We start from the raw sequence: 26,435 nt of genomic DNA, 5'->3' as shown, positions 1-26,435 counted from the left end.
AAAGCTAGTCAAAACCAAAAAGGAAAGGACTGTTTGGCAATCCTTTTCCTTATTAGTATCATACAACAACCTTATTTCTCTTCAAATCCTTCTGCGACTGCGTCCGCAAAATTTTCTTCTACGATGCTTGCACAGTGGTCACAGATAACTGCGTGGTAGCTGCGTTCTGCTGTTGTTGGGTCGATACGACGGCAACGGTCACATACTTGGCCTGCAGCACGTTCAACTGTAAAGGCTACATCTTCGAAGCTAACGGCAGATTCTGGAGCTGGTCCTTCTGCGATGGTCAAGTCTGACACGATTAAAAGTTGAGCTACATTGCTGTTTACTGCTTCGAGTAGAGTTTTCACCACTTCATTTGGATAAACTGTCAAGTGAGCTTCAAGTGATTTACCGATTACTTTTGCATTACGAGCTTCTTCCAAGGCTTTTTGAGCTTGTCCACGGAAGTCCATGAAGGCTGCCCATGTATCCAAGATTTCTTCTTGGTTAGCAAAAGTTTCTGCTTCTGGCAATTCTGACAATTGAACGAAGTCTTCAGCTTCAAACTCAAGATATGACCATATTTCCTCCGCAGTGTGAGGAAGGATTGGTGTCAAGAGTTTGGTGATTTTCACAAGAATGTCATAGAAGACAGTCTGCATTTGATGACGTTCCAGTGATTTTGCACCTTCGATATAAACAACGTCCTTAGCAAAATCAAGGTAGAATGCTGATAAATCAACGTTGATAAAGTTCACCAAGGCCTTGTAGATTGTCAAGAATTCAAAGTTTGCATAAGCATCACGAATGGTCTTAACAAGCTGGTTAAAGCGAATCGTCATGTACTTATCAACTGAACGAAGTTCATCGTAAGCGACTGCATCTTGAGCTGGGTTAAAGTCAGAAGTATTGGCAATCAAGAAACGAAGGGTGTTACGAATCTTACGGTAAGTTTCAGAGACTTGGCTCAAGATATCCATAGAGATACGTACATCATTGCTTGAGTCTACACTTGTTACCCAAAGACGCAAGATTTCCGCACCAAATTGTTTTTCAACATCGCTTGGAGCAATGGTATTTCCAAGAGATTTAGACATCTTCTCACCTTTACCGTCAAGAGCAAAACCTTGTGACAAGATTTGTTTGTAAGGTGCTACGCCATGGTTGGCAACAGATGTGATGAGTGATGAGTTGAACCAACCACGGTACTGGTCAGAACCTTCTAGGTAAAGGTCTGCTGGGTAAGTCAACTCAGGACGGTTTACCACAACTCCATTCCATGATGAACCTGAGTCAAACCAAACGTCCATGATATCTGTTTCTTTTTTGAACTCACCATTTGGTGAACCTGGATGAGTAAATCCTTCTGGTAAGAGGTCTTTGGCATCACGTTCCCACCAAATGCTTGAACCATGTTCCTCAAAGAGTTGAGCCACGTGTTCAATCGTTTCAGCAGTCATGATCGCTGTACCATCTTCAGCGTAGAAGATAGGAAGTGGAACACCCCAAGCACGTTGACGAGAGATAACCCAGTCGCCACGGTCACGAATCATATTGTAAAGACGAACTTTACCCCATTCTGAGTGGAATTTAACTTTTTCAATTTCGTCCAAGATTTCTTGGCGGAATTTAGAAACTGAGGCAAACCATTGTGGTACTGCACGCCAGATGATTGGTTTCTTAGTACGCCAGTCAAATGGATATGAGTGAGAGATTTCTTCTTGGGCAAGAAGGAGGTTACCAAGTTTTTCAATAACAGTTGGAACTACCTTTTCATAGAATTGACCTTCAAACTCAGGACCAGCATTCTTCATCATGATACCACGTTCGTCAACAGTCACTGCGACTTCAAGACCATTAGCAATACCAACATTGTAGTCATCCTCACCAAAACCAGGTGCTGTATGGACAATACCAGTACCAGAGTCAGTTGTAACGTGGTCACCAAGGATAACCAACTCATCTACAGCTGTATCCCATGGGTGTTCTGTTACGATGTGGTTCAATTCTTGACCACGGTAAGTTGCCAACACTTGAACATCAGCCCAGCCAAATTTCTCAGACAAGCTAGCCAACAATTCTGCAGCAACCACAAACTTACGAGCTTCACCAGCAGGTTGAACCAAGACGTAATCAATATCCGCTCCAACAGTCAAACCACGAGAAGCTGTGATAGTAAATGGAGTAGTTGTCCAAACTACGATATAAGTATCTGTATCTAGAACACCTTTGCCATCTTTTACCTTATTGGCATAGTAAAGGGAAGTTGAAACCAAGTCATGGTATTCAATCTCTGCTTCAGCAAGGGCAGACTCAGATGACCATGACCAGTAAACTGGCTTGGCACCACGGTAGATATAACCTTTATTAGCCATCTCACCAAATACACGGATTTGGGCTGCTTCATAGTCAGGAGTCAAAGTCACATATGGATTTTCCCAGTCACCAGAAACACCCAAACGTTTAAAGTCTTCACGTTGTTTATCTACTTGAGAAAGAGCGTATTCACGGCAAAGTTTCAAGTACTCAACCAAGTCCATTTCTTTACGTTTGACACCTTGTTTTGCCAAAACTTGCTCGATTGGCAGACCATGAGTATCCCAACCTGGGATAAATGGTGCGTAAAAACCTGACATTGATTTTGAACGAACAATGATATCTTTTGAAATCTTGTTCATAGCGTGTCCAACGTGAATATTTCCGTTCGCGTATGGAGGGCCATCATGCAAGGTGAAATGAGGTTTTCCTTGGTTCAATTCTTGACGACGTTGATAAAGTTTTGCATCTTCCCATTCCTTTTGCCAAACTGGCTCTTTGGTAGGAAGTCCTGCACGCATTGGGAAAGCTGTTTTCCCAAGGTTAAGGGTATCTTTGAGTTTCATGGTATCTCCTTTATAAATAATAACAAATTAAAAACCACGACTGCCAAAAAGGACGAAAATCGTGGTACCACCTTTATTCGGAAAAAGATTTAGTCTTTCTCCCTCATATCCCGTAACGTGGGAAACGTCAAATCTTACTAGCTTCAGACTTGAGTTTTTGAGAGGATAATCTTATCGTTAGGGAATGCAGGACTCACACCATCTCCTGCTCGCTGGAAATATAAGGATAAGATATTGTTCTCATATTATTTCTTATAAAATTGTAACAGATTCTTGCGGTGCCGCAAAACCTGGTTCTGAGCTTACAGCTTCAGTAGCTGGTGTTGGTCCTGAATAATGGCTTGGAGCTACTTCTGGCTCTTCATACATTGGACCAACTGGATGAGCTGGGCTTTCTTCAAAAACCGGAGCTGGTGAAACCACTTGTTCCTGCTCAGCTCTTGCTTCGGCTTCTGCAAGTTCCTTATTAGCCGCTTCGATACGCGCTTGCAACTCAGCCATTTCCTCGGGAGAAAACTGGCGAGTAATATCAATTGGTTCTTCCTCTGGATGTTGTTGCAAGACAGAGTCACCTAAGACTTCACTGACCACTTCTTTGAAAGCTTCATCACTTGTCTGAAGATAAGTCGCTGTTGGACGAAGAATATCTTCCCAATCTGAAGATTCAACAATTGCTAACTGGCTCTCAATTGTAGATTTAAGACGTTGATGGAAGACACGACTCTTGTTCTTCAATTCTTCTGTTTCAACAGCAACTTTCTTAGCATTGTCAGTTGCTTGACGAAGAATTTCATTTGCCTTGTACTTAGCTTCTTCCAACAAACGTTGGGCATCTTGCTCTGCTTGTTGTATAATATTGTTTGAACGCTCCGTTGCAGCTTGTTTTACTCGCTCTGCTGTATCTTGTGCAATCAATACAGACTGGCTCAATGAATCTTTCATCTCATCAAAGTAAGACAAACGCTCTTCCAAACTCTTAATATGTAAATCCTTATCATGATTAGAGCGAACCAAATCTTCATAATCACGGACTACAATATCTAAAAATTCATCTACTTCTTCTTGATCAAACCCTCTAAAGCGTGTGCTAAAGGTTTTATCTTTGATTTCTAACGATGTAATTGGCATATTTTTCCTCACTTACTTAATAACAATTGGACCGTTAATTTCTTTTTATCTTTTTTTGTTTGCCCATTATCTCTAACGAGTTTCAATCGACCAAATTTCCTTACACTAATCAGATCACCAACTTGAACTGCATAATCTGATTTTTCAACTAAATGGTAATTAACTTGGACTGCCTGTTTTTCAATTAACTGACTTGCCTGATTTCTAGACAGCTTGAAGACACCTGCTAGAAAAACATCTAATCTTGAACTAGCGATACAGATATCTAATTCTTGATAATCTTCTACTGTAGCAATTCTCTCAGTAAAATCCCGTTCTTCTAGACGAACCGGTAAACGAGCAATTTTCGTAATGCCGTCTTGAAAAAGGAGCATAAACTGTCGATTAATGATAATCTGTGCTCTCTCTTCGTTGACTAAGATATCACCAAATAGCTTCCTATCAATTCCCAGCTGATTTAAAACAGTCCCTAATATTTTTGCATGCGTTAAGCGTTCAAACTTATTAGGATAGACAATTTCTTGCAAGGATAGTTCAAAATCAGAAAATTCCGGCTCAAAATAATCAGGATACAGGAGTACCCGTACATATTCAGTTTCAAGAAACTGCCGACTGCTCATGTAGGAGATGCCGTTGGTTGATGCTAGAACCTTTAAAATCTTTTCTTGGTGGGGATTTACAAAGGGTGTTAAAAAAGGAGAATAAGAATCTTCTACCTTTTTTATCCATTCTACTCCCTTATCAATAAAAGACGAATCATTCTTAGAAAAGTGTTGATAAATCATCTTGTTCATAGAAAGATCACTAAAAGTCGAATCAACTGCTCCCCTAGGAAGTGAACTAGTAATACCGCAATCCAGACAGACAAGTCAAGACCTGCAATCTGGAGGGGTAAACGTTGTAAGGGAGCTATTATCGGTTTCACTAAACTAATAATCAAGCGTCCAAGACGTGATTCATAAGCATTGGGAAACCAAGACATCAGAGCAAAAATGATTAAAATCAGTGAATAGATATCCACTGCATTTTGAACAAAACGAATGAGAAAGATCATTATCTCACTCTCGTACGTTTCATATCAAAGCCAAATTCACCATTTTGTGATTCATCTGGAATTTTGATGTCTTCAATATTGACGACAACATCAACTGGTGTCAGCAGGTACATAGTAGATGCTACCTTTTTCATGTTACCAGCTAAAACGTGACGCGCCCCATCCAGATAGTCCAAACAACGACGAGCTTGAACTTCTGTCATATATTGGAAATCAATCAAAATACTTTCGTTACCAGCTAATAAATCAACAATATCTGTGGCATCTTCGTATTTACGTGGATAACGAACATCAATTGTCACTTTATCAGTAGAACGTTGACTTTGCATAGCCAACTCTTGTTGACGGGCATGAAGACGGGTGATGTTTTTATCTTTAGATGGCGTGCTACCAGCTTGTTGAGGCAACTCTTGAACAGAAGGGACTGGAGTCACAATCGGCTCTTCAGCTTTAGGCTGATAAGTAGTACCAACATCTTCTCCATCTTCTGTAAAATAATCTATAAATTTATCAAATCTATCTTTTAAAGACATATTTCTTTCCTATTTAAAAAATGCTGTACCAATTCTGACAAATGTTGAGCCAAATTCAATCGCTTCCTTGTAGTCACGACTCATACCCATACTCAAGTCCGTCATTGGCATATTGGGAATTTGTTTTTCTCTAATTTCTAGTTGCAAATCCTGCGTAGCTTTAAAAATTTCTTTCAACTCATCACTACTAGCTTCAAAAGGAGCCATGGTCATCAAGCCGACATATTCGATTTTATCTAAGGTGGCCAATTCTGGCAAGAGCTCCAATAGTTCTTCCTTTGAAAAACCATGTTTGCTCTCTTCCCTTGAGATATTTACTTGTAAGAAACACTTAACAACTCGGTCACTTCTTTTTTGAATTTCCTCTGCTAGCTTTAATGAATCCAAAGCATGGAAATAATCAACATACTGAATGACATCTTTGACCTTGCGTCTTTGCAAGGTTCCAATCAAATGCCAGGTAATATTTCTATCTTTTAAAGCTTCATATTTCTCAAGAAATTTATCCACACGATTTTCACCAATATGATGCACACCTAGCGGAAGCAAAGCCTCCGCTGTCGGTACGTCTACATATTTTGTAACAGCAACAACCGAAACAGAATTGACTTCTCTTCCTGACTGCTGACTTGCATCTTTTATTTGTTGAAAAACACGTTCTGTATTTTCTTTCAAATTCATTTACTTAACGATTTTTGAAAAATGGAGGAGTGTCTAATTCATCCTCATCGTGTAAAGATGGTGCTTCGAAACGTTCAACTGGTGATACCACTGAATCAGTTGGTCGAACAATTGTCTCACGACGCAAGTCCCAATCACCAAATGCTGAAGTTTGAGAAGTTTCTGTACGGCGAGGTGCTGGACTTGGAATTTCAGCAGTTTCAGCCATATCAAAGTGACGGTTATGATTGTGTGCATAACTAGGACTTGCTTGTTCATGACGAACTGCTTGTCTTGGTGCATGACCAACAACTTTTTCAACACGATCTTGACGAACACCAGTTGCAACGACTGTAACACGGATTTCATCTTTCATATTTTCATCGATTGATGTTCCGAGCCAGATGTTCACTCCTTGACCAGCTGCTTGATTAACAATTTCTGATGCTTCTTCTGCCTCAATCAAGGTTAAATCAAGACCCCCAGTAACGTTGACGATAACATCCTCAGCACCGTCAATAGTTGTTTCAAGAAGTGGTGAGTAGATTGCCTTACGAGCTGCTTCGACCACACGTTCTTCACCACTACCGATACCGATACCCATTAGGGCGTTCCCTTTATTTGCCATAACTGTTTTCACATCGGCAAAGTCAAGGTTAATCAAACCAGGGTTTGTAATCAAGTCCGTAATCCCTTGAACACCTTGGCGAAGTACGTTATCTGCTTCGCTAAGAGCTTCAAGAAGTGGAGTTTTCTTATCAACAATTTCAAGCAAGTTGTTGTTTGAAATAATCAATAAAGTATCTACATGTTCGCGAAGCTGATTGATTCCTTCTACAGCGTACTGTCCACGTTTGCTTCCTTCAAAACCGAAAGGACGTGTCACAACACCAACTGTAAGAGCACCTAGATCTTTAGCAATGCGGGCAATAACAGGAGCTGCACCAGTACCTGAGCCACCCCCCATACCTGCAGTAATGAAGACCATATCTGCTCCACTAATAGCTTGAGTCAAGGCTTCTTCGCTTTCTTCTGCAGCTTTTTGACCAACTTCAGGTCGACCGCCAGCACCCAAACCACGAGTCAATTTAGGGCCTAACTGAATTACAGTCTCAGCTTTTGTACTACTCAAAGCTTGTACATCTGTGTTTGCTGCGATAAATTCTACGCCTGCAACACCTTCGTCAACCATGCGGTTAATGGCGTTACCACCACCTCCACCAACACCGATTACTTTAATCACTGCACCTTGAGCAGCCGCTGTATCAAATGAAAATGTCATAGTTTATTTTTCCTCTTTTATTCATCAAACATACTTCCAATTAAACCACGGAAGCGATCTGCGATTTTTGGTTTATTTTGAGAAGATACTTTATCTTCTTTCGGAGCAACTACGTTTGTAGAAGCTGATTGCTCAACCTCAGTATTTTGAACTGGTTGAATAGGGGTCGGTTGTGCTACCTGCGTAACGCGTTGAATCATCCCACCAAAATTAATTGGTTGGTGACGCAAAGTATCCTCACCCTTAACTGCTCGTTGTGCTAATAAATTCACCTCAGTCAATTGACCAGCAAATTCAGACAAGCTAATCACATGAGCGAAGGCAGGATTACGGATTCCAACTTGATTTGGAACGTAAAGTTTGACACCAACGCCAAATACTTCCTGTGCAAGTTCTACAATACCTGGTAAAATAGCATTTCCACCAATCAGAACAATCCCACCTGGAAGATCCAACAAATGTCTTCTTTCCAACTCTTGTTTGATTTGTTCAAAAATGTGTTTAATACGAGCTGAAATAATCTCTGCTAGATAGCTTTCTGTAACTTCTACAGGCTCTACTTCTCCAATTACTTCAACTTGGAAGGTTTCATTGCTTGCAAGTGAAGGGTAGGCTTCACCATAGTTCAATTTCAATCCTTCAGCTAATTTCTGTGAAGTCTTCAAGACTTTAGAGATATCTTTTGTGACATAATCTCCACCTTCTTGAAGAATATTTGTAAACTGGAGTTCTTGGTTACGGATTGTAGCAACAGTTGTTTGACCTGCTCCCATATCAATCACAGTAGCTCCAAATTCACGCTCTCCTTCGTTCAAGACTGAACGAACCAAAGCCAATGGTGAAATAATAATATTTTCAACTTGAACACCTGAGCGCTCAACTGTCTTGCGTAAATTGTGAAGAATAGTACGTGGACCTGTGTAAAGCAAACCACGCATTTCAAGACGAACCCCCATCATACCACGTGGGTCACGAATACCTTGGAAACCATCTACGATAAATTCTTCTGGAATAAACGTAATGACTTCACGATCTGGTGTCATACTCTTTGTCAAGGCTGATTTAACAACATTTTCAACATCTTGATCTGTAATTTCTTTTGTATCAGATGTAACTGGAATCATACCTTGAGTTGGTTCTACTTGCAAAAGATTTCCAGGCAAACCAACATTCACTGATTTGATTGAAATGCCAGCTTTCTCTTCTGCTTGGGAAATAGCTGACTTGATAGCAGTTGCTGCTGCTTCAATATCAACGATAATCCCATCCTTTACACCTTTACTCTTGGCATTACTTACACCAATTACATTAAGTTCACCATTTCTAAGCTCGGCAACCAATACTTTAATCGAATTAGTTCCGATATCTAAGCCTGTAAAAAAACCATCTCTAGCCATTACATCGCATCCTCTCTCTTCCAAGTTTCAAACTTCTATTCAAAATAGCTAAAATAGGGCATAGCTATTCACAGAATATTATAACACAAAAAATCCAATCGTGCTTAGTTTTTCCTAAATTTACTTACCATTTTTTCACATTCGTTCCTCAGCTTTTTTTATTTTCCAAACAAGTTATAAAAAATCAGATTTATGAAAAAAAGAAAGCTTAAAATCAAGCTTTCTTTGCAATCATTTTCTCTGCTTCTTGTTCTAAAAACAGTTCCAAGATTTTCTTGGTCAACGTAATAGCCGCTGACAAGGCAAGAGAAACAATCAAATAATTAGCTACTAAGCCGTGATCCCCAACCAATGGCGGTTTGGTCAAGAATCCGTAATCTCCACCTGTTACCAAATTGACCACAAAAATTAAGGCATTTAGTGCAAAGGTCATGAGAAAAATTCCCTTCACATCCAGCAATCGCGCGTTATACTGTCTCAATAGATAAACTAGAGAGTTCCCCAAGAGAGCTAAGTGGCCAAAGATAAAGGATAAAATCGCAATATGTGGGAAAGGATAGGCATCTGGCACTGGATAAACAAAGGCTGCTAGTGTCCCAAATGTCCCCAATAATGCAAAGTATTGCTTATATTTGGACTGACCAGGAAGCAAGAGCACCACAAACATAGCCATACGGCAATGGTAAAAAGGTAGGCTTTCTGACAACGGCATATGATTGACCCAGTACCAACCATAAAGGAGGATCAACTGAACGGCCTGCAAGATTTGGAAAAATCGTTGGTAAACCTTCTTTTCACGATAACGATAGGCTGTATAAAAGGTCAAAGCTAAAAGCGTAAATAGGCTAACATACCAAAAAAGGTCAAATTTAGGCGGCTCGGTCGCCTGAGTCGTAAAGAAAATATCCCATAAATTCATCTAGTATTCCTCATGATTCAAAATTTTCCTGCATTTTATTATACCATGCTATTTGTCAAAAATGAATTTAGAAATACGATAATCATCTTCTTAATCAAGATATTGCTCCCTCTGACCTTGATAAACCTGCCAAAGAATCTCTATTTGCTCCTTGGTAATGCGTTTTTCAGATAAGGCTGGCAGTTGGTCAATGGCAAAAAATTGAAGGTCAGCAATTTCTTGATTTTTTTGGAATTGTCCATCAAGAAGCTTACATTCAAAAACAAACTTTGCATATTGCTTGCTCTGTAGTTGGAAACGATTGGTATCAAAAACAGCTAGTAGTCTTTCTACTTTAGCTTCAAAACCTGTTTCTTCTTCAATTTCCTTGAGAATATTTTCTGTTGGAGAATAGCCGACTTCACCAAAGCCACCTGGCAAAGCCCAATCATTCTCTCCTTGTCCCCTAACCAGACAAATCTTTTCGTCCTCAACAATCCAAGCACGGACGTCCATTAACGGAGTTGCATAAGCGGAAGTTGGCTTCAAAACTTCTGCCACTTCTTCGGCATCAAGGTCTGATGCCTGATTCAACATTTCAGATAACAGACTTCGCAAGTCTTCATAGCGCTCACGGTCAAAAGGATCTTTTGTAAAGGTTAAGCCAGTATCTGTAAGGGCAATCATTCTTTGCAGATACTTAACAAAATCACTTGTCTTCATTTTCTAAACTTTCTACCAACTTGGCTAGGTTCATAGAGTTAGAGCCTTTGAGCAAGATTTGGTCATTAGCTCCTAGACTTTCCTTGACCTGCTTAACTAGGTCTTCAAATTGGTCTTGGTCTTCTGTTTTCTTGAAGTAGTAAACGTGGCCGATTGGGAACATTTGACTGGCCAGTTGAGCCAATTCAGCAATGTCTTCTCCGTAGAAAATCACGGTATCAAGCACATCTGGTGAGAGGCTCAAAATCATCTGGTTATGGAGCTGAACAGACTGGTCACCGAGTTCCTTCATGTCCGCTAAGACAGCGATTTTTTTGCCACCTTCGTTGGCTGGAATAGCCGAAAAAGTCTCTAAAATCAACTTCATAGCAGTTGGATTGGCATTATACACATCTGATAGAATATCTGCACCATTGGCTGCTTTCTTCCACTCAGTACGGTTACGCGTCAATTCAAGATTTTGGAAGGCCTGACGAATTTGCTCCTCTGAAACTCCTTCTTGTAGGGCAACATAGGATGCAATCATGGCATTAGTAGCATTGTACTTACCAGTCACTGGCAAATCAAGGGCTTGTTCCAAGAAATTAGCCTTAAATGTCAGACTATCCTTGCGCTCAATCAAGTCTGTAATTTCCAACTCTGCTCCTTGCCCAAAACGAACTACCTTTTTATCAGTTGGCAAGTAGTCCTCTACAATCGGATCTGCTGGTGCCAAGAGCAAGGAATTCGAAGACATCCCGTCTGCAATTTGCATTTTTCCTTTAGCAATTTCAGAACGATCTTTGAAAAAGGCCAAATGGGCTTCTCCAACCAAGGTCACGATGGCTGTTTTTGGACGAGCCAATTCTGACAAGAGATGAATATCTCCCAAGTGATCCTGTCCCATCTCCAAGACCAACTTTTCTGTTCCTTCAGGCATATGGAGAACTGTGTAAGGAAGACCAATCTCATTATTGTAGTTGCCTTGTGTTTTGTAGGTTTTGTAAGTTGTTGATAGCAAGTGAGCTAACATATCCTTGGTCGTTGTCTTGCCATTTGAACCCGTAACCGCAAAGACAGCAACAGCTGTTTTTTCAAGATAGTAGGCAGCTAGGGTTTGAAAGGCTGTCAAGACATCATCTACTAGAATATAGGGATGATTTGCAACTTCTTTCTCAGACAGGGTTGCTGCTGCACCATTTTCAAAGGCTGTTTCAATAAAGTCATGACCGTCACGCGCACCTTTAAGTGGCACAAATAAATCTCCTGTCGCAATCAAACGACTGTCAAACTCAGCCTTTTCTAACTGGGTGTCCTCAAAAATGCTGATATCATTTTTAGCTCCTACAACTTGAGCCACTTCATGGATTGTTAATTTCATTTCTACTCCTTTAAAAAGGGTTGAAGTCCGAGAACTCTAGTCACCTTGCAGTGATGGTTCTAGCTCCTACCCTCTCTTTCATTTTATAGCAAATGCGCTTCGCGCTTGTCAAAACTTTCCTTGGCAAGATCAACCAATCGCTCGATTAAGTCTGGATAGCTGATTCCCATATTGTCCCAAAGTAGTGGATACATAGACCACTGGGTGAAACCTGGCATGGTATTGAGCTCGTTGAGGAAAACCTCTCCCTTATCTGTATAGAAGAAATCGCAACGAGATAGACCGAGCCCACCAATCGCACGGAAGGCTGTTTCTGCATTTTGGCGCATGACAGCTACCACATCATCACTGATTTTGGCTGGGATGTCCATAGTAATCTTGTTGTCAATATACTTGGCATCGTAGTCATAAAAGGCAACATCCTTGACTACTTCCCCTGGAAGCGTGCTTTTGACATCGTAGTTGCCCAAGAGACCAACCTCGATTTCACGGGCATTAACCCCTTGCTCAACCAAGACACGGCTGTCATATTGGAAGGCAAGTTTCAAAGCTTGACGGAGTTCTTCTTGATTTTCAGACTTAGAAATACCGACACTTGAACCCATGTTTGATGGTTTTGTGAAGACTGGATAAGTCAATTTTTCTTCAACTTCGGTGATTTTAGAAGTCACATCATCGCCTTCAACGATGGCCACATAAGGAACTTGGGCAATCCCGACAGATTCTAAGACACGCTTGGTCGTGATTTTATCCATGGCAAGACTAGATGACAAGATGTTACAACCGACGTAAGGCATTTTCAAAACTTCAAGGAATCCTTGAACAGAGCCATCCTCTCCCATCGGACCATGAAGAACTGGAAAGACCACCGCACCTTCTTCGTAGATAGCACTTGGAGCAACTTTCTTATCCCAATCGATTGTTTCATTGGTCATAAGACGGTCCTCTTGACCTGGAGTATGGCTAAATTCTTGCGTTTTAATAAAGTCGCCTGACTGGCTGATGAAGAAAGTCTTGACTGTGAAACGGTCGTAGTTGACCGCACGCATCACACTCTCAGCTGAAAGAACAGAGACTTCACGCTCTGCACTACGTCCACCGTATAAAAGAATAATCGTTTGTTTCATATTATCTGTTCCAATTCTAATAGAATACTCGTTCTTTAGTATATCATATTTGCTTCTTTTTTGAAACTTGAACCTGATACTGGTCTTCAATAAATCTAAAAAGAGACCGATAAAACAACTGTCGGTCTCCGTGATTTTTGTATAAATGAATTGAGTGTTGATTTGTCTAGACTTACAACTCTGTTCGATTTTCAATGGCTCGTAAGAGCGTCACTTCATCCGCATACTCAATGTCCGCTCCGACAGCGAGACCTCGTGCTAGACGCGTAACCTTGATACCAGCTGGCTTGAGCAAACGTGAAAGATACATGGATGTCGCTTCACCATCTGCTGTAGCATTTGTTGCTACGATTACCTCTGAAACTTCACTATCCATAAGACGAGTCATGAGGCTCTTGAGATTGATATCATCTGGACTAATACCATTCATGGGAGAAATGAGTCCATGCAAGACATGATAGAGTCCATGGTATTCTTGGATATTCTCCATGGCTGCCACATCGCGACTATCTTCGAGAACTAAAATCGTTGTCTGGTCACGAGTCGGATCGGTACAGATAGAGCAAGGATCGTCATCAGTCAGGCGACCGCAGATGGAACAGTAGGTCAGCTCTCTCTTAGCAGAAAGGAGATTTTTAGCAAATTCATTGACATCGTCATCAGACATTCCAATAGTATAGAAGGCCAGACGTGTAGCCGTCTTAATCCCGATACCCGGTAACTTAGAATAACTGTCAATTAGCTTAGCAATAGGTGTTGGATAAAGCATATGTTCCTTTCTAATTCATTGGATGATGTTGGTTATAGAGGTTGATAATATCGCGCGCAATGGAAGGTCCGACACCATTTGTAAGGTTGGTGTTATGAGGGAAGACAACAGCTACAGCGATTTGAGGATTATCTGATGGTGCATAGGCCACAGCATTAGTATTGTTAGCTTTTTGACCACCCTCAACATAACTTTCGGCAGTACCTGTTTTACCACTAATCGATACGCTTGCGCCATTTGAAAAGGCACGACCGGTTGTCAAAGCACTACCACCATGTGACACTTGATAAAAGCCTTGTTGGAGGATGGAAACATCAGACTCAGAAATATTAATTTTATTCATTTCCTTGGATTCAACAGATTGGATTAAGTTCCCTAAGCCGCCTTGTTCATTGTTTCCATAAATCCCCTCGACAATGTGAGGTGCAATCCGAACACCGTTGTTGGCAATGGTTCCAACGTACTGGGCCAATTGCATAGGAGTGTAGTTATCAAACTGACCAAAGGCATTGGTAATGTAATTAGCAAAATTATACTCTTTTGGTATAAAACCAGTTGACTCATCTGGAAGGTCAATGCCTGTTGAGGCTCCAAGACCATATTCCGCAAATGTCGAGCGAAGTTTCCCCATGGCGGATTCTAAATTGTTAGTTAGAACAAACATATTGGGTTGATAGGTCTGACCCATAATGCCCAAAGCCGTTTGAACCATATAGGTATTAGAAGAATACTCCAAGGCTTCCACAGCTGTAATCGGGAATGAACCGTAAGCCTGAGTGTACCAAGAATTAATCGGAGCTGAACCTTGGAAGACAATCGGTTGGTCTGTCAAGGTCTGATTCCCTGATAAGACTCCATTCTCCCAACCAGAGCTGATGGTCGCCGCCTTGACAACAGAACCCGGCACAAAGACATTGGTTACTGTTCCCAAGGAATCAGGTGTTAAATCTCCCGTTTTCAAGTCATGTTTTAGCCCTGACATAGACAAAACCGCACCTGTTTTTGGGTTAAGGGCGACTGCATACACACCTTCTGAATACTTGGCTCCTCCATTTCCCAGTTCGGAATTGAAGTAACTCTTAAGCAGATTGTCCACGCTATCTTGAAAGGCCAAATCAATAGTCAGTTTAATATTATTCCCTTTGGTACCATCTTCGATATTTTCGACACTTTCCATATTGCCATACTTGTCTAGATGGATTTCTTTCACCGAGCGTTTCCCTTGCAAGGTTTCTTCATATTGTTTTTCTAGATAAGAGGTTCCAACACGGTCGTTTAGAGAATAACCCTTTTTGATATAAGCATCTGCTTCTTCAGCTGGAAGACCGGCTTTTTCACTGGATACACTTCCTACTATAGACGAAAGTGAAGTCTCTAGGACCTTTCGATCCCACGAGGTTGAAATACTGATACCAGGTAAATTCTTAGAGGCCGAAGCTATCAAGGCAATCTGAGTATCTGTCAAGGAATCTGTCGCAATGGTTCCTGTCGCAAAATTTTCAACTGCATTAAGTTGGCTAAAGAGGTAAATTTCTTTCTTTTCGTCATCAGAGTAGGTCAATTGACTTGGATCGATACTTTCAACAGTATTATTGTAAAGCTCGGATTCAGATAATTGATTGCCATCAGAATCAAGGCGCTTCTCACGTGGTAAGCTTTCCACTGCTTTCTTATACACATCTTGATCTGCTAGGTAATAGTCCGCCAACTGTCGGTCAGTCAATGTTGGAGAAGAAACTTCCACATAAGCCAGCAACTTCTTGGCTGTTTCTTTTAAATCTGCAGCCGTCATTTTGTTGTTTCGAGTAAAGGAAACAACTTGTTTCACAGTATTTTCAACCAAAGGCTTGCCGCTAGCATCATAAATTTCGCCTCGTGCTGAACTAGTGGTCACCTTTGTTTTACTAGCAGATGCTAATTTTGTCTCATAAAAATCCTTGTTCAAAACCTGCATATAAAGCAGGCGACCAATGATGGCCATAAAGAGCAAAATAACAATTGAAAACAATAAATTAAGCCGAATCGGAATCGAATGGCTATCAAATTTTCTCATACAAGTCAGTCTCATTTCTATTTAAAATCTTACTCTTCATTGTACCATAATTTAAGAAGAAATTTTGGAAAAGAAGGGTGCTTTTTTAATTTAGTTTCTGATGGTTTTTTTATTTAAACATAACTATTTTATATGATATAATATTTACAAAAGCTACAAAAAATAATTATCGATTAATAGCTAGACTCAAATAAAGGAGTATCATGAACCCGCAAGATATCGCAAGCATTATTGATCTTCATTTTGAAGAGTTAACAGATCTAGAGCAAGAAATCGCTCGCTATTTTTTACAATCTGAAACCATTGCAGATGATTTATCTTCTCAGCAGGTCACTCAAAAATTACATATCTCTCAAGCCGCACTGACCCGCTTTGCTAAAAAGTGTGGTTTTACAGGTTATCGAGAATTTATTTTCCAATACCAACACCAAGCAGATAATCAAGCTAGCCAACATCCCGACCACAGCCCCCTGACAAAACGAGTTCTTAGAAGCTACAATCACATGCGGGAACAAACACAGGACTTGATTGACGAAAAACAACTTGAACGAATCGCCCAGTTAATCGAAGATGCTGATCGTGTCTACTTCTTTGGAACAGGTAGTTCTGGCCTTGTCGCTCGTGAAATGAAATTGCGCTTTATGCGTCTAGGTGTGGTCTGCGAGGCCTTGACTGATCAAGACGGCTTTGCTTGGACAACCAGCATTATGGATGAAAATTGTCTCGTACTCGGTTTCTCACTTTCTGGCACAACACCTTCTATTTTAGATAGTCTATTAGACGCTAAGGAGATGGGGGCAAAGACTGTACTCTTTACAAGTGTTCCCAATAAAGATAGTCAGACCTATACAGAAAACGTTCTTGTTGCTAGCCACAGTCAGCCTTCCTACATTCAACGTATATCTGCTCAACTTCCTATGCTCTTCTTTATCGATTTGATTTATGCCTATTTTTTGGAAATCAATCGCGAAAGCAAGGAAAAAATCTTTAATAGCTACTGGGAAAATAAAAAACTCAACGGTTATCGTAGACAGAAACGAATAAGAAAATCCTAGTTTGGTTCAACCAAACTAGGATTTTCTTATCAAGTTCCTTGATTTTCTTTATAATTGTGAGATAATAAAGAAAATATATAAAGGAGTTATATAAAATGGTTATAGCAAATTCAAATAAAATTGTGACCTTCCAAGCTAATAGAGAATTGGTAAATGATGCCATGGAAGTGTTAAAAGAAAAAAATCTTTCTCTTTCATCGGCACTCAGATTATTTTTAAAGAATGTTGCCGTAACAAATGAAGTAGATTTACTTAGTGAAGAGGAATTGGAGAAGGAGTATTTATTTAGACAATTACAAGCAGAAGTTCAAGAAAGTTATGCTAAGATTGAGGCTGGGAATTACTTGACAGATGAGGATGTTGTGACACGCTATGGATTATAAAAAATATAGGATTTTGTATTCTCCTAGAGTGATTGATAGTTTGGATAAAATATATCAGTATATAGCAGAGGAAATCGGTTCTGTAGAGGCTGCGAGGCGAAAAGTGGCGAGTATCAGAAAAGATATGAATCGTCTAGAAATTTTCCCCCAAGCTGGATTTGATGCTGATGAAAAATTTGGTAAGAAATTAGACCCTCGCTATCAAACGCGAGGATTGACCTTGAGTAAGGATTACATCGTATTGTATACAATTGTTGAGGATACCGTCAGACTTGCTTATTTACTTCCTTCAAAAAGTGATTACATGAAATTATTTAGGACTAAGTCAAGATATGACTAATTCATAATCTAGAAGATGTATGTTTAGTGATGAATAAAAATCCTAGTTTGGCTGAGCCAAACTAGGATTGTTTTGTTTTAAAGTGATAATAAGCACCCAACATACCTGCTGTATTTTGATGATGGGCAAATTCTAATCGTGTTTTTTCAGCTAGGCTTGGCACCAAGGCATCTTTCAAAGCTTTTCGAATTTTAGGCTTGAGGATAGCCTCTTGCCCCATGATACCGCCACCGAGAATGACCACTTCTGGATTGGCAACGTAGCAAATATTTGCCAGACCTTTTCCTAGATAGTCTACCATACGGTCAATACCAGCCATACAAATCTTGTTTCCTTCAGTGGCTTCCTTAAAGATACGTCGACCATTCCACTGGTCAACTGGATCTCCATGACCTGCTGCTACATACTCCACCAAGGCTGTCGTAGAGGCCAAGTCTTGGAAATCTCCATCCTGCATATGCATATAACCGACTTCGCAGGCTGAATTGCTAAAACCATGGAAGACTTTCCCATCCATAATCAAGCAACCACCGATACCGGTTCCAATGGTCAAGCAAAGTGTCACACTCGCTCCCTTGCCTGAACCAGATACTGCCTCAGCAAGACCTGCACAGTTGACATCATTTTCAATCTCACAAGGAATAGTAAAGCTTTCTTCGATTTCCTTTTTGAACTGGGTTCCTGCGTAGTTAGGGATTTGAGGACCAGCGTAGAAAATCTCACCCTTATCAGGATCCACCATTCCTGCAGAAGAAATAGCAACACCTGCTACTGGGCCCTTTTCTAAATAGCTGGCTACGATATCTTTGGTTTTTTGTAAGATATGAGGTCCACCTTTATGCGCCTCTGTTGGCATTTCATGCGATTCAACAAGTTGGCCTTCTTGGTCGATCAAACCATATTTGATGTTGGTTCCACCGATATCAATTGCAACATAGTGTGTCATAAATACCTCCTTATGGATTAGAGGAAGCGCTCCTTGGTTTCACGAATCAAGGCTGCAGCTGCTTCTACAACTGGACGATCTTCTTCAGTCACTGGTGTCAATGGTGAACGAACAGAACCAATGTTCAGTCCTTCATTAATCTTCAAGACTTCCTTAATCACACCATACATATTTCCATGTGCAGCAGTCAATTTACCAATGATTGCATTGATAGCGTATTGCAATTCACGCGCTGTTTCTAAGTCTTTGTCAGCAATTAACTGATTGAGTTTCAAGAAGAGTTCTGGCATCGCACCATAAGTACCACCGATACCAGCCTTAGCACCCATGAGACGGCCACCTAGGAACTGTTCATCTGGACCATTAAAGACGATGTGGTCTTCCCCACCAAGACTGACAAAGGTTTGGATATCTTGAACTGGCATAGAAGAGTTCTTAACACCGATAACACGAGGATTTTTCAACATTTCTGTGTAAAGGCTTGGAGTCAAAGCAACCCCTGCCAATTGAGGAATGTTGTAAATCACGTAGTCTGTGTTTGGAGCTGCAGAACTGATATCGTTCCAGTATTTAGCAACTGAGTATTCTGGCAAGCGGAAATAAATTGGTGGAATCGTTGCAATGGCATCTACACCCAAGCTTTCAGCATGACGAGCAAGTTCCATACTATCTTTAGTATTATTGCAAGCAACGTGGGCAATAATAGTCAATTTACCTTTGGCTACCGCCATGACTTCTTCCAAAATTAACTTGCGATCTTCAACGCTTTGGTAGATACATTCACCAGAAGAACCATTGACATAAAGACCTTGAACACCTTTATCAATGAAGTATTGAACCAAGGCACGCGTACGCTCTGGACTTACTTCTCCTTGATCATCATAACATGCGTAGAAGGCTGGAATGACACCTTCGTATTTTTTTAAATCTGACATAGATTTTCTCCTAAGATTTCTTTTTTTCTGCTAAAAGCAGGGATTTATTCTTTACGTTTTTAGTATACACCTTATGAAAAACGCTTTCAATATCTTGTGTACACTTAGATTTTAGTTTCGATATGAATTTTGAAATGTTTATGGCTTGAAAGTAGTTTCATAGACAAGCCATCCTATTGGTATTTTGCGAAAATTTTCTCCATCAATCCAGTCTGGATAAAGACCAAGAGTCCAAATCCAAAAAGCAGGAAGGCTGAGCCACCTAAAAGTAAACTGAAGGCGGACAGATAAAGAACCATCACAATAAGAAAGAGAATAGCTAACATGAGGAAGAACCAAGGAAAGTTAAAACTTGCCAAGATAAGTCCTTTTTGCAGCACTTCTTTCCAAGTTAAATCATAGCGCGCAGCTATGGGATAGCTAGCCAACATCACGATAGTGAGGAAGATAAGAACGCCTAGACAAATAGCTTTCACCATTTGGAAAGGCATAGCTGTCTGACCCCAAAAGAGATAAAGATCTAGAATGCTTAATGAAACAATGCCCAACTCAAGCAGACCTAACTGAAGACCTAGCTTCAGATTTTGCTTGAAAGCTCTTAAATAGATTCTAAAGACAGGCACACGTCTGCTCTTCTTAATCTCAAACATAGTCTCGTAGAGGCTAATTTTAGCCACTCCAATCGTCACGATGGGCAAACAAGAGACGACAAAAAGAAGATTGGCTGTCACGATATCCAAGACCTTCTCACTAAAACGCATGAGAAAGTTATCTGTATCAAATGCTGCCTTGATAAGGCTTACTCCTTTTTGTGCCATATTTGCTCCTCCTTATTTTTTAGTCAATCAAAATTTTAAAGAGATATTTGCGAACCTTCTGTTCCATACCTGCATAGCCATTTGGCTGGTGTGGTTCTCCTGGAAAGAAAATCGCAAAATTGTGATAACCCAACAAGAGTGGGTATTTTTCATGACAATGCACAAAGCCAATGTCACTAGCTTCGTCGAATGCTACTGCCTCGTCTTTGATACGTGAACCGTAGCTCGAATATTCATGTCCTTCTACCAGCAAATGCAAATCTGCATAGTTTTTATGATGCTCAAATTGATCATTTTCAGCTTGATTGAGGACATTTTCCTGAACAACTAGAAAGACCTTATCACCGTCAATCTCATACTTACCTAATTCAAATGAATCTTTACGGTGCTGGTAGAGATAGTCGATAGCCTTGTCTAGATTGGGATGAATTCCTTTGTAAAAGGTGATGTTTTTCAAATCGTCAAAAATCATACTCTTTCCTTCGTTTCTGATAGTTAACTAAAATCATAAATTAAGTTGATAAGTGTCTAACAAAATATCTAAGGTAAGCAAATACCCAACATTTTGTAGACACTTATAACTCTATATTCTCTAAATCTATAAAATATATTTCTGTATCTTGATAGATTGATTTTCCTATACTCAATGAAAATTGAAGAACAAACTAGGAAGCTAACCGCAGGCAATACTTAAGTATGGCAAGGTGACGCTGACGTAGTTTGAATTCAATTTTCGCAGAGTATTAACCTTTGACCGCTCCCATAGTAATACCCTGAGTGAAGGATTTTTGGAAGACTAGGAAGACTGTTACGATTGGAACTGCTGCAAGAGCGGCACCTGCCATGATCAAACCATAGTTGGTTGCCATTTCAGCTTGCATAGTTGCAACCCCGAGTGAGATGGTCAAGTTTTGACGTGAAGTCAACATAACCAACTGCATGAAGTAGTCGTTCCATGTATTGATGAAGGTAAAGATTGCAAGGGCTGCAAATCCTGGTTTCACAATTGGGAAGGCTACGCTCCAGAAAGTACGAATCTCACCACAACCGTCGATTTTAGCTGACTCAAGCAACTCTGTAGGGATATTCTCACTGAACTGTTTCATGAGGAAGACCCCGAATGGCCATCCAATCAAAGGCAAGATAACTGCCCAAAGTGTATCATGGATTCCCATGAAGTTGACGATACGTACCAATGGTACAAGGACAACTTGTTTTGGAAGTGCCATGGCAGCGATAAAGATGGCAAAGAGAATACGCTGACCATAGAAACGTTTTTTAGCCAATACATAACCTGCTAGAGAAGAGGTTGCACAGACCAAAAACATAGTTACAAGTGAGATAAATACTGAGTTCCACATCCACTGCAAGGCAGGGTTTTGCACCATAAGTTGTTGGAAGTTTTCCATGGTTGGCATTTTAGGGAACCACTGTGGTGGAATAACGATTGTATCAGGTTGTGACTTGAAGGCACCTGTCAAAATCCAGTAGAACGGAAAGATGAACAGCACGGTCAACAAGAGCAAGATAATAGTTGAAATAACAGTGAAAGCTGTTAAAGGTTTCTTTTGTGTAGATTGCATAGCTGTCTCCTTTCTTTAATATTCTACGTCGTTTCCAAGTACTTTAAATTGAACAAAGCTTACGATAGCGATCATCACTGCCAAGAAGACGCCGATAGTGTTTGCATAGCCGTATTCTGTCAATTGGAAGGCTTTTTCGTAAAGGTAGTACATAAGTGTACTTGTTGAGTAGTTTGGACCACCAGATGTCAACAACTGAATCAAGGCGAAACACTGGAATGAGTTGATTGTTGTAATGATTGCGATGTAAAGTGTTGTTGGAAGGAGGCTAGGCCATTTAATCTTCCAGAACACTTGCAATTCAGTTGCACCGTCAACTCGAGCTGCTTCAACCAATGAATTGTCGATATTTCCCATCGCTGCGATATAAAGGATAATCGGCTGACCAACAGATGTAGTCAAAAGGATAATCATAATCGCCATCAAAGCCCAGTTTTTATCTCCCAACCAAGAAATGTTTTGGCTGATGATGTGGCTTGACTTAAGGACAAAGTTTAGAATCCCTGATAGTGGGTCATAAATCCATTTCCAAACAACTGTTACGGCAACACTACCTGTTACAACAGGAAGGAAGAAGACGAAACGGTAGAAAGATCTGGCAATGGCATTTTGATGATAGGTCTGAGATGCTACAAAGAGTGAGAATAGAACAACAACTGGTACAGATCCAATAACCAGAATCACAGTATTGATCAAAGACTTCATAAAGACAGGGTCTTTAAACATGCGAACATAGTTGTCCAAGCCTACAAACTCAAATTTAGTCATTGAGTAGTTAAAGAAACTTGTAATGAATCCCATAATCATAGGAGCCAATACAAAGATGACAAAGAAGAATAATACTGGTGCTAGGAAAGCGTAGGAAATCACTGTTTCCCGCATACGAATTTTATTGACTTTCACAGTCGGCACCTCTCTTTCACAAATAAAATATTTTGGATTTTCTTGAACTGTTTTAAAATCAAAATGAAATTTTTTAAGATTCGCTTATGTAAGAACTTCATTTTAATTTCGTGACAGTTCCTTACATTTCAAACAAAATCCTCCCTTTTCTTACATAGACTATGCACAGGGAAAAGGGAGGAGTCAATCTGATTTAGTGCTTATTGTTTTGTAGCTTTTTTAATTGTTTCGTTAGCTTTTTCAGTGAAGGCTTTCAAAGCATCCGCTGGTTTTTCGTCACCATTTGATACAGATTGCAACATTGGGAACCAAAGTGTTCTCATTTCAGCAAAACCATTGATAGTGTTGTAGTATGGTGAGTAGTATTTAGTCCAACCACTGATTGTTTCCATACGTTTGTCTTCATAAAGTTTGCCAAATGAAGTACGAACTGGGAAGGCACCTGTACGAACAACGTCTTTTGGACCCCATTCTTTGTCATCCGCGATGAATTGAACGAATTTCTTAGATGCTGCAACTTTCTTGTCGTCTTTGTTGTTGAATACTGCAAATCCGTTTACAAGGTATTCAAGAGCTGGTTTACCTGAATCTGATGGGAATGGCACTTCTACCACTTCTACTTTACTTGCTTCCAAGAGTTTAGCTTGGATACCGTTTTGAGCTGGTGCCCAAAGGATTGTGTAAGATGTTTGACCGTTGGCAAAGTTTTGGATATCTGCTCCACCGTCAAATTGTGAACCATTGTTCAACAAACCGTCTTTAATCCAGCCAGCTGCTTTTTCAAGACCTTTGACGAATTTAGGATCATCAGTTGTATATTTTGTAACATCTTTATCTGTTACAGAACCGCCGTAAAGGTTTGAGATGAAGGCACGTGTTCCTTGGTCTCCCCCTTGACCAGAACTGAACAATGAACCTGGTGTGTAGCCTTTGTCTTTAAGCGCTTTCAAAACTTTTTCAAAATCATCAGTTGTCCAACCTTCTTTTACAAGGTTTGCAACTCCAGCCTCTTCCAACATTTTCTTGTTCATAGCCATATAGAATGGTGCTGAACTGATTGGATACATGTAAGCTTTGTCTCCAGCTTTACTTGCTTGTACAATGTTTTCATTGTTAACATCTTTAACAAATTCGTCTGTGAAGAGATCGTTCAACTCAGCCAATTTACCGTTTTTACCGTATTGGATGATACGTCCTGGTGCGTCAAAAAGTACGTCTGGAGCTGTCCCTGCTTCGATAGCTGTTGTGATTTTTTCAGGACCAGACTTGAAGTCGATGGTTTCCAATTTCACTTTTACATCTGGATTTGCTTTTTCAAAAGCTTCGATGATTGATTTTTCATATGTTCCAACACCGTCACCAGTTTTTTCTTGAGTGAAGACTGGGAATGCCCACCAAGTGATTTCTGTTTTAGCGCCATCTCCACCTGATTTAGCAGCATCTTTGCTACCACCAGAATTACCACATGCAGCAAGGCCAAGAACCGCAGCACCCGCAAGTACTGTACAAGCTAGTTTTCTAAATTTCATTTGTATTCTCCTAATTGATAAGCGTATCCATATTGGATAATGAGTAAGATTGCATTTGTATACGTTTTCATTTCATCCGACGCATCCACCACTCTCCTCTGTTTTTAAATTGTGTTATTTAAGACCAGCAACGAAGCGTTCTGTAATCTCTTTTGGTCTAGTAATAGCGCCACCTACAACGATGCCTCGCACTCCATATCCCAGGATTTGTTTGGCTTGTTCTGGTGTATGAATTTTCCCTTCTGCAATGACATCTACACCGGCATCACAGAGTTTTTTAATTAATTCAAAATCGGGACCATCCACTTTTGGACTGTAAGATGTGTATCCTGATAAGGTTGTTCCGACAAAGTCAATTCCTGCTTCAACAGCTGCCAATCCTTCTTCGAAAGTACTTGTATCAGCCATCAAGAGCTGGTTAGGATATTTCTCCTTAACCTGACGAATGAACTCTTGGATCTCCAAACCATCATAGCGTTCACGCTTGGTACAATCCAGAGCAATCACTTCTATGTCCAGTTCTGCCAATTCATCAACTTCTTTCATCGTAGCAGTGATGAAGGGTTCTTGCGGTGGATAATCTCGTTTAATTATCCCAATGATTGGAAGGTTAGTAACCTCCTTGATTTCCTTGATATCGCGAACACTATTTGCTCGGATACCGACTGCTCCACCTTGCTCAGCCGCTTTGACCAGCAAGGGAATGACTCCTCCCGCTTCTGTATAAAGCGGTTCGTGAGGAAGGGCCTGACAAGAAACGATGATTCCATCTTTGATTTGGGCAATCAAGGCTTCTTTAGTAATCTGTGGCATCCTCTTTCCTCCTTTTCTTTGTTCTTATGGGTTTATTATATATTATTTTAAAAGCGCTTTCAACACTTTGTAGTATAATAGATTTCAGTTTCAAAAGTTATTTAATTCAAACAAGCCTGCTGAAAGTACTTTCAGCAGGCCTGTTTGAATTTTTTTAGGAGAATACCAATGTTTATTGTACAACTTCAGACAGTTTTACTTTACGATCTTCAAACATAGATTTTGTACAAGCATCTGCAGTAGCAATTGCTTCTAGAGCCGCTTCACCTGTCAACAATTTTGCAAATTCTTCTGATACTGGAGCTCCTTGCATAATCTCATGCAGATAGCGCATTTCTTTGTCAATGACAGATGATAACCATAATGGAGTACGTTTACCTGGTTTACCATAAGCAATTGCTCCGTCCATCTCTGTACTATGATAGATACGAGTCCGATCATCATCTTCTTCTTGCGATTCATGAATCAAGAAATAACTTTCTTGTCCATCTAGCTTAAGAGTTCCTTTACAGTTGAATAAGTCTAAGCGGATAGCACCTTTCGTTCCTTGAATCAAAACATAATGTTCACCCCAACGATAAGCTGAACCCCATTCTAACAAGGCAAAACGCTTATTAGAAAATTCCATATTGACAAAAATCATATCATCTTCATCACCGAAATTTTCACCTTCATGGGCTACATTTCCACCTGTCATGGTTACAGTTTCAGGCATACCACCCATAAGAAATTGCACACAATCCAATTCATGGATGTGGTGATACAAGTGACCACCTGATTTTTCACGGATTTTTTTCCATGATACTGATGGTTGTTGTTCTTCCCAACCATTACGAGCTGTGTGACAGTATAGAACGTCTCCAATGACTCCTTGATTAATTAGTTCTTTTGCATGATGGACACCATTAAAGAAGTTCATAATATGTCCTGCCATAAAGGTTACATTATTTTCTTTACATGCATCGACCATCTCGCGACAATCTTGATAGGAAAGTGCAATAGGTTTTTCACAGAAAACATTTTTGCCATGTTGTGCAGCCTTAATAACTGGTTCTTTATGAAGATTATTTGGAGTTGCGACAATAACACAATCTACTTCATCGCTAGAAACCAAATCATCTAAGGAGCTTGCTACTTTTGCTCCCAATTCTTCTGCAATTGCTTCTGCATTATCTGGATCATAGAGAAGAGTAATCTCTGCTCCATCATTCTTTTGCATATAACGAGCTAACTCAGCCCCAAAATATCCTGTTCCAACAACACCATATTTAACCATGTTTTT

General features: G+C 40.1%; 26 protein-coding genes. 3 read left to right on the top strand and 23 right to left on the bottom strand.

The annotated features are described in order from the left end of the window. Positions 1-71: 71 nt before the first annotated feature. The 14 genes from ileS to pbp2b all read right to left on the bottom strand — a co-directional run bounded on the left by ileS (position 72) and on the right by pbp2b (position 15,863). Positions 72-2,864, bottom strand: coding sequence for an isoleucine--tRNA ligase (gene ileS / locus TZ90_RS01930; protein WP_045611167.1), 2,793 nt, complete (start codon positions 2,862-2,864; stop codon positions 72-74). A gap of 252 nt (positions 2,865-3,116) precedes the next feature. Next, entirely contained in the window at positions 3,117-3,992 is an 876-nt protein-coding gene (locus TZ90_RS01920; RefSeq protein WP_080890709.1) for a DivIVA domain-containing protein, read from the bottom strand. Between the two features lie 8 nt (positions 3,993-4,000). Then, complete coding sequence (locus tag TZ90_RS01915) at positions 4,001-4,786, bottom strand: YlmH family RNA-binding protein (protein WP_045611163.1); 786 nt, start codon at positions 4,784-4,786, stop codon at positions 4,001-4,003. Further along, positions 4,783-5,046: a YggT family protein gene (locus TZ90_RS01910; protein WP_000576495.1), complete on the bottom strand. Its 264-nt coding sequence runs from the start codon at positions 5,044-5,046 to the stop codon at positions 4,783-4,785. The genes TZ90_RS01915 and TZ90_RS01910 overlap by 4 nt, the downstream gene beginning before the upstream one ends. Then, positions 5,046-5,579: a cell division protein SepF gene (locus tag TZ90_RS01905; RefSeq protein ID WP_000053357.1), complete on the bottom strand. Its 534-nt coding sequence runs from the start codon at positions 5,577-5,579 to the stop codon at positions 5,046-5,048. The genes TZ90_RS01910 and TZ90_RS01905 overlap by 1 nt, the downstream gene beginning before the upstream one ends. Before the next feature lie 9 nt (positions 5,580-5,588). Then, positions 5,589-6,260 carry a YggS family pyridoxal phosphate-dependent enzyme gene (locus tag TZ90_RS01900; RefSeq protein ID WP_042750722.1) on the bottom strand — a complete coding sequence of 224 codons (672 nt, stop codon included), beginning with the start codon at positions 6,258-6,260 and terminating at the stop codon, positions 5,589-5,591. A 4-nt stretch (positions 6,261-6,264) separates the two neighbouring features. Further along, the gene (gene ftsZ / locus TZ90_RS01895) at positions 6,265-7,521 is read right to left on the bottom strand and encodes a cell division protein FtsZ (protein ID WP_045611161.1); all 1,257 of its coding nucleotides are present in this window, start codon (positions 7,519-7,521) and stop codon (positions 6,265-6,267) included. Between the two features lie 17 nt (positions 7,522-7,538). After that, positions 7,539-8,918, bottom strand: coding sequence for a cell division protein FtsA (gene ftsA / locus TZ90_RS01890; RefSeq protein WP_045611159.1), 1,380 nt, complete (start codon positions 8,916-8,918; stop codon positions 7,539-7,541). Positions 8,919-9,132: 214 nt separating this feature from the next. After that, on the bottom strand, positions 9,133-9,837 hold the full coding sequence (locus tag TZ90_RS01885) for a YwaF family protein (RefSeq protein ID WP_045611158.1): 705 nt from the start codon (positions 9,835-9,837) through the stop codon (positions 9,133-9,135). A 90-nt stretch (positions 9,838-9,927) separates the two neighbouring features. Continuing rightward, complete coding sequence (locus TZ90_RS01880; RefSeq protein ID WP_045611156.1) at positions 9,928-10,539, bottom strand: NUDIX hydrolase N-terminal domain-containing protein; 612 nt, start codon at positions 10,537-10,539, stop codon at positions 9,928-9,930. Further along, the gene (locus tag TZ90_RS01875; RefSeq protein ID WP_045611154.1) at positions 10,526-11,899 is read right to left on the bottom strand and encodes a UDP-N-acetylmuramoyl-tripeptide--D-alanyl-D-alanine ligase; all 1,374 of its coding nucleotides are present in this window, start codon (positions 11,897-11,899) and stop codon (positions 10,526-10,528) included. Before TZ90_RS01875 ends, TZ90_RS01880 begins: the two co-directional genes overlap by 14 nt. 83 nt (positions 11,900-11,982) lie before the next feature. Next, the gene (locus TZ90_RS01870; RefSeq protein ID WP_045611153.1) at positions 11,983-13,026 is read right to left on the bottom strand and encodes a D-alanine--D-alanine ligase; all 1,044 of its coding nucleotides are present in this window, start codon (positions 13,024-13,026) and stop codon (positions 11,983-11,985) included. Between the two features lie 172 nt (positions 13,027-13,198). Further along, entirely contained in the window at positions 13,199-13,795 is a 597-nt protein-coding gene (gene recR / locus TZ90_RS01865; RefSeq protein WP_000966754.1) for a recombination mediator RecR, read from the bottom strand. Positions 13,796-13,805: 10 nt separating this feature from the next. After that, positions 13,806-15,863, bottom strand: a complete 2,058-nt coding sequence (gene pbp2b / locus TZ90_RS01860) for a penicillin-binding protein PBP2B (protein ID WP_080890708.1) — start codon at positions 15,861-15,863, stop codon at positions 13,806-13,808. 188 nt (positions 15,864-16,051) lie between these two features. On the opposite strand from pbp2b, the gene TZ90_RS01855 reads away from it, so the two are divergent. The 3 genes from TZ90_RS01855 to TZ90_RS01845 all read left to right on the top strand — a co-directional run bounded on the left by TZ90_RS01855 (position 16,052) and on the right by TZ90_RS01845 (position 17,626). After that, the gene (locus TZ90_RS01855) at positions 16,052-16,903 is read left to right on the top strand and encodes a MurR/RpiR family transcriptional regulator (protein WP_045611148.1); all 852 of its coding nucleotides are present in this window, start codon (positions 16,052-16,054) and stop codon (positions 16,901-16,903) included. Between the two features lie 95 nt (positions 16,904-16,998). Further along, on the top strand, positions 16,999-17,286 hold the full coding sequence (relB, locus tag TZ90_RS01850) for a type II toxin-antitoxin system RelB/ParD family antitoxin (protein ID WP_000233903.1): 288 nt from the start codon (positions 16,999-17,001) through the stop codon (positions 17,284-17,286). Then, entirely contained in the window at positions 17,276-17,626 is a 351-nt protein-coding gene (locus TZ90_RS01845) for a type II toxin-antitoxin system RelE/ParE family toxin (RefSeq protein ID WP_045611147.1), read from the top strand. The genes relB and TZ90_RS01845 overlap by 11 nt, the downstream gene beginning before the upstream one ends. Before the next feature lie 61 nt (positions 17,627-17,687). Here TZ90_RS01845 and TZ90_RS01840 read toward each other — a convergent pair whose 3' ends face one another. The 9 genes from TZ90_RS01840 to TZ90_RS01800 all read right to left on the bottom strand — a co-directional run bounded on the left by TZ90_RS01840 (position 17,688) and on the right by TZ90_RS01800 (position 26,429). Next, a complete protein-coding gene (locus tag TZ90_RS01840; protein ID WP_045611144.1) occupies positions 17,688-18,572 on the bottom strand; it encodes an ROK family protein in 885 nt (294 codons plus the stop codon). A gap of 17 nt (positions 18,573-18,589) precedes the next feature. Continuing rightward, positions 18,590-19,507, bottom strand: coding sequence for a dihydrodipicolinate synthase family protein (locus TZ90_RS01835; RefSeq protein WP_001281495.1), 918 nt, complete (start codon positions 19,505-19,507; stop codon positions 18,590-18,592). Between the two features lie 173 nt (positions 19,508-19,680). Continuing rightward, on the bottom strand, positions 19,681-20,325 hold the full coding sequence (locus tag TZ90_RS01830) for a YesL family protein (RefSeq protein ID WP_045611141.1): 645 nt from the start codon (positions 20,323-20,325) through the stop codon (positions 19,681-19,683). 19 nt (positions 20,326-20,344) lie between these two features. Beyond that, complete coding sequence (locus TZ90_RS01825; protein ID WP_045611139.1) at positions 20,345-20,797, bottom strand: NanQ anomerase/TabA/YiaL family protein; 453 nt, start codon at positions 20,795-20,797, stop codon at positions 20,345-20,347. A 271-nt stretch (positions 20,798-21,068) separates the two neighbouring features. Then, entirely contained in the window at positions 21,069-21,908 is an 840-nt protein-coding gene (locus TZ90_RS01820) for a carbohydrate ABC transporter permease (protein ID WP_001192120.1), read from the bottom strand. Positions 21,909-21,923: 15 nt separating this feature from the next. Beyond that, positions 21,924-22,790 (bottom strand): carbohydrate ABC transporter permease, encoded by an 867-nt coding sequence (locus TZ90_RS01815; RefSeq protein ID WP_153198773.1) that lies wholly within the window; start codon positions 22,788-22,790, stop codon positions 21,924-21,926. A 221-nt stretch (positions 22,791-23,011) separates the two neighbouring features. Further along, positions 23,012-24,340 (bottom strand): ABC transporter substrate-binding protein, encoded by a 1,329-nt coding sequence (locus tag TZ90_RS01810; RefSeq protein ID WP_045611137.1) that lies wholly within the window; start codon positions 24,338-24,340, stop codon positions 23,012-23,014. Positions 24,341-24,454: 114 nt separating this feature from the next. Beyond that, positions 24,455-25,153, bottom strand: coding sequence for an N-acetylmannosamine-6-phosphate 2-epimerase (locus TZ90_RS01805; RefSeq protein WP_001135679.1), 699 nt, complete (start codon positions 25,151-25,153; stop codon positions 24,455-24,457). A gap of 172 nt (positions 25,154-25,325) precedes the next feature. After that, the gene (locus tag TZ90_RS01800) at positions 25,326-26,429 is read right to left on the bottom strand and encodes a Gfo/Idh/MocA family protein (RefSeq protein ID WP_000241730.1); all 1,104 of its coding nucleotides are present in this window, start codon (positions 26,427-26,429) and stop codon (positions 25,326-25,328) included. Positions 26,430-26,435 lie beyond the last annotated feature (6 nt).

Source organism: Streptococcus mitis, from assembly GCF_000960005.1.
In the GTDB taxonomy this organism is placed as follows: domain Bacteria; phylum Bacillota; class Bacilli; order Lactobacillales; family Streptococcaceae; genus Streptococcus; species Streptococcus mitis_CK.
Note: the sequence above shows the minus strand (reverse complement) of the source record. Positions and strands in the feature narration are given on the sequence as shown.

Excerpts from the sequence above, each read along its gene's own strand:
- TZ90_RS01910 (WP_000576495.1), bottom strand. The coding sequence starts at position 5,046 with ATGATCTTTCTCATTCGTTTTGTTCAAAATGCAGTGGATATCTATTCA.
- TZ90_RS01870 (WP_045611153.1), bottom strand. The coding sequence starts at position 13,026 with ATGAAACAAACGATTATTCTTTTATACGGTGGACGTAGTGCAGAGCGT.
- recR (WP_000966754.1), bottom strand. The coding sequence starts at position 13,795 with ATGCTTTATCCAACACCTATTGCTAAGCTAATTGACAGTTATTCTAAG.
- TZ90_RS01880 (WP_045611156.1), bottom strand. The coding sequence starts at position 10,539 with ATGAAGACAAGTGATTTTGTTAAGTATCTGCAAAGAATGATTGCCCTT.
- TZ90_RS01825 (WP_045611139.1), bottom strand. The coding sequence starts at position 20,797 with ATGATTTTTGACGATTTGAAAAACATCACCTTTTACAAAGGAATTCAT.
- TZ90_RS01805 (WP_001135679.1), bottom strand. The coding sequence starts at position 25,153 with ATGCCACAGATTACTAAAGAAGCCTTGATTGCCCAAATCAAAGATGGA.
- TZ90_RS01845 (WP_045611147.1), top strand. The coding sequence starts at position 17,276 with ATGGATTATAAAAAATATAGGATTTTGTATTCTCCTAGAGTGATTGAT.
- TZ90_RS01835 (WP_001281495.1), bottom strand. The coding sequence starts at position 19,507 with ATGTCAGATTTAAAAAAATACGAAGGTGTCATTCCAGCCTTCTACGCA.
- TZ90_RS01920 (WP_080890709.1), bottom strand. The coding sequence starts at position 3,992 with ATGCCAATTACATCGTTAGAAATCAAAGATAAAACCTTTAGCACACGC.
- relB (WP_000233903.1), top strand. The coding sequence starts at position 16,999 with ATGGTTATAGCAAATTCAAATAAAATTGTGACCTTCCAAGCTAATAGA.
- TZ90_RS01905 (WP_000053357.1), bottom strand. The coding sequence starts at position 5,579 with ATGTCTTTAAAAGATAGATTTGATAAATTTATAGATTATTTTACAGAA.
- TZ90_RS01875 (WP_045611154.1), bottom strand. The coding sequence starts at position 11,899 with ATGAAATTAACAATCCATGAAGTGGCTCAAGTTGTAGGAGCTAAAAAT.
- ftsA (WP_045611159.1), bottom strand. The coding sequence starts at position 8,918 with ATGGCTAGAGATGGTTTTTTTACAGGCTTAGATATCGGAACTAATTCG.
- TZ90_RS01810 (WP_045611137.1), bottom strand. The coding sequence starts at position 24,340 with ATGAAATTTAGAAAACTAGCTTGTACAGTACTTGCGGGTGCTGCGGTT.
- TZ90_RS01830 (WP_045611141.1), bottom strand. The coding sequence starts at position 20,325 with ATGGCACAAAAAGGAGTAAGCCTTATCAAGGCAGCATTTGATACAGAT.
- TZ90_RS01815 (WP_153198773.1), bottom strand. The coding sequence starts at position 22,790 with ATGCGGGAAACAGTGATTTCCTACGCTTTCCTAGCACCAGTATTATTC.
- TZ90_RS01855 (WP_045611148.1), top strand. The coding sequence starts at position 16,052 with ATGAACCCGCAAGATATCGCAAGCATTATTGATCTTCATTTTGAAGAG.
- TZ90_RS01840 (WP_045611144.1), bottom strand. The coding sequence starts at position 18,572 with ATGACACACTATGTTGCAATTGATATCGGTGGAACCAACATCAAATAT.
- TZ90_RS01885 (WP_045611158.1), bottom strand. The coding sequence starts at position 9,837 with ATGAATTTATGGGATATTTTCTTTACGACTCAGGCGACCGAGCCGCCT.
- pbp2b (WP_080890708.1), bottom strand. The coding sequence starts at position 15,863 with ATGAGACTGACTTGTATGAGAAAATTTGATAGCCATTCGATTCCGATT.
- TZ90_RS01800 (WP_000241730.1), bottom strand. The coding sequence starts at position 26,429 with ATGGTTAAATATGGTGTTGTTGGAACAGGATATTTTGGGGCTGAGTTA.
- ileS (WP_045611167.1), bottom strand. The coding sequence starts at position 2,864 with ATGAAACTCAAAGATACCCTTAACCTTGGGAAAACAGCTTTCCCAATG.
- TZ90_RS01915 (WP_045611163.1), bottom strand. The coding sequence starts at position 4,786 with ATGAACAAGATGATTTATCAACACTTTTCTAAGAATGATTCGTCTTTT.
- TZ90_RS01900 (WP_042750722.1), bottom strand. The coding sequence starts at position 6,260 with ATGAATTTGAAAGAAAATACAGAACGTGTTTTTCAACAAATAAAAGAT.
- ftsZ (WP_045611161.1), bottom strand. The coding sequence starts at position 7,521 with ATGACATTTTCATTTGATACAGCGGCTGCTCAAGGTGCAGTGATTAAA.
- TZ90_RS01820 (WP_001192120.1), bottom strand. The coding sequence starts at position 21,908 with ATGCAATCTACACAAAAGAAACCTTTAACAGCTTTCACTGTTATTTCA.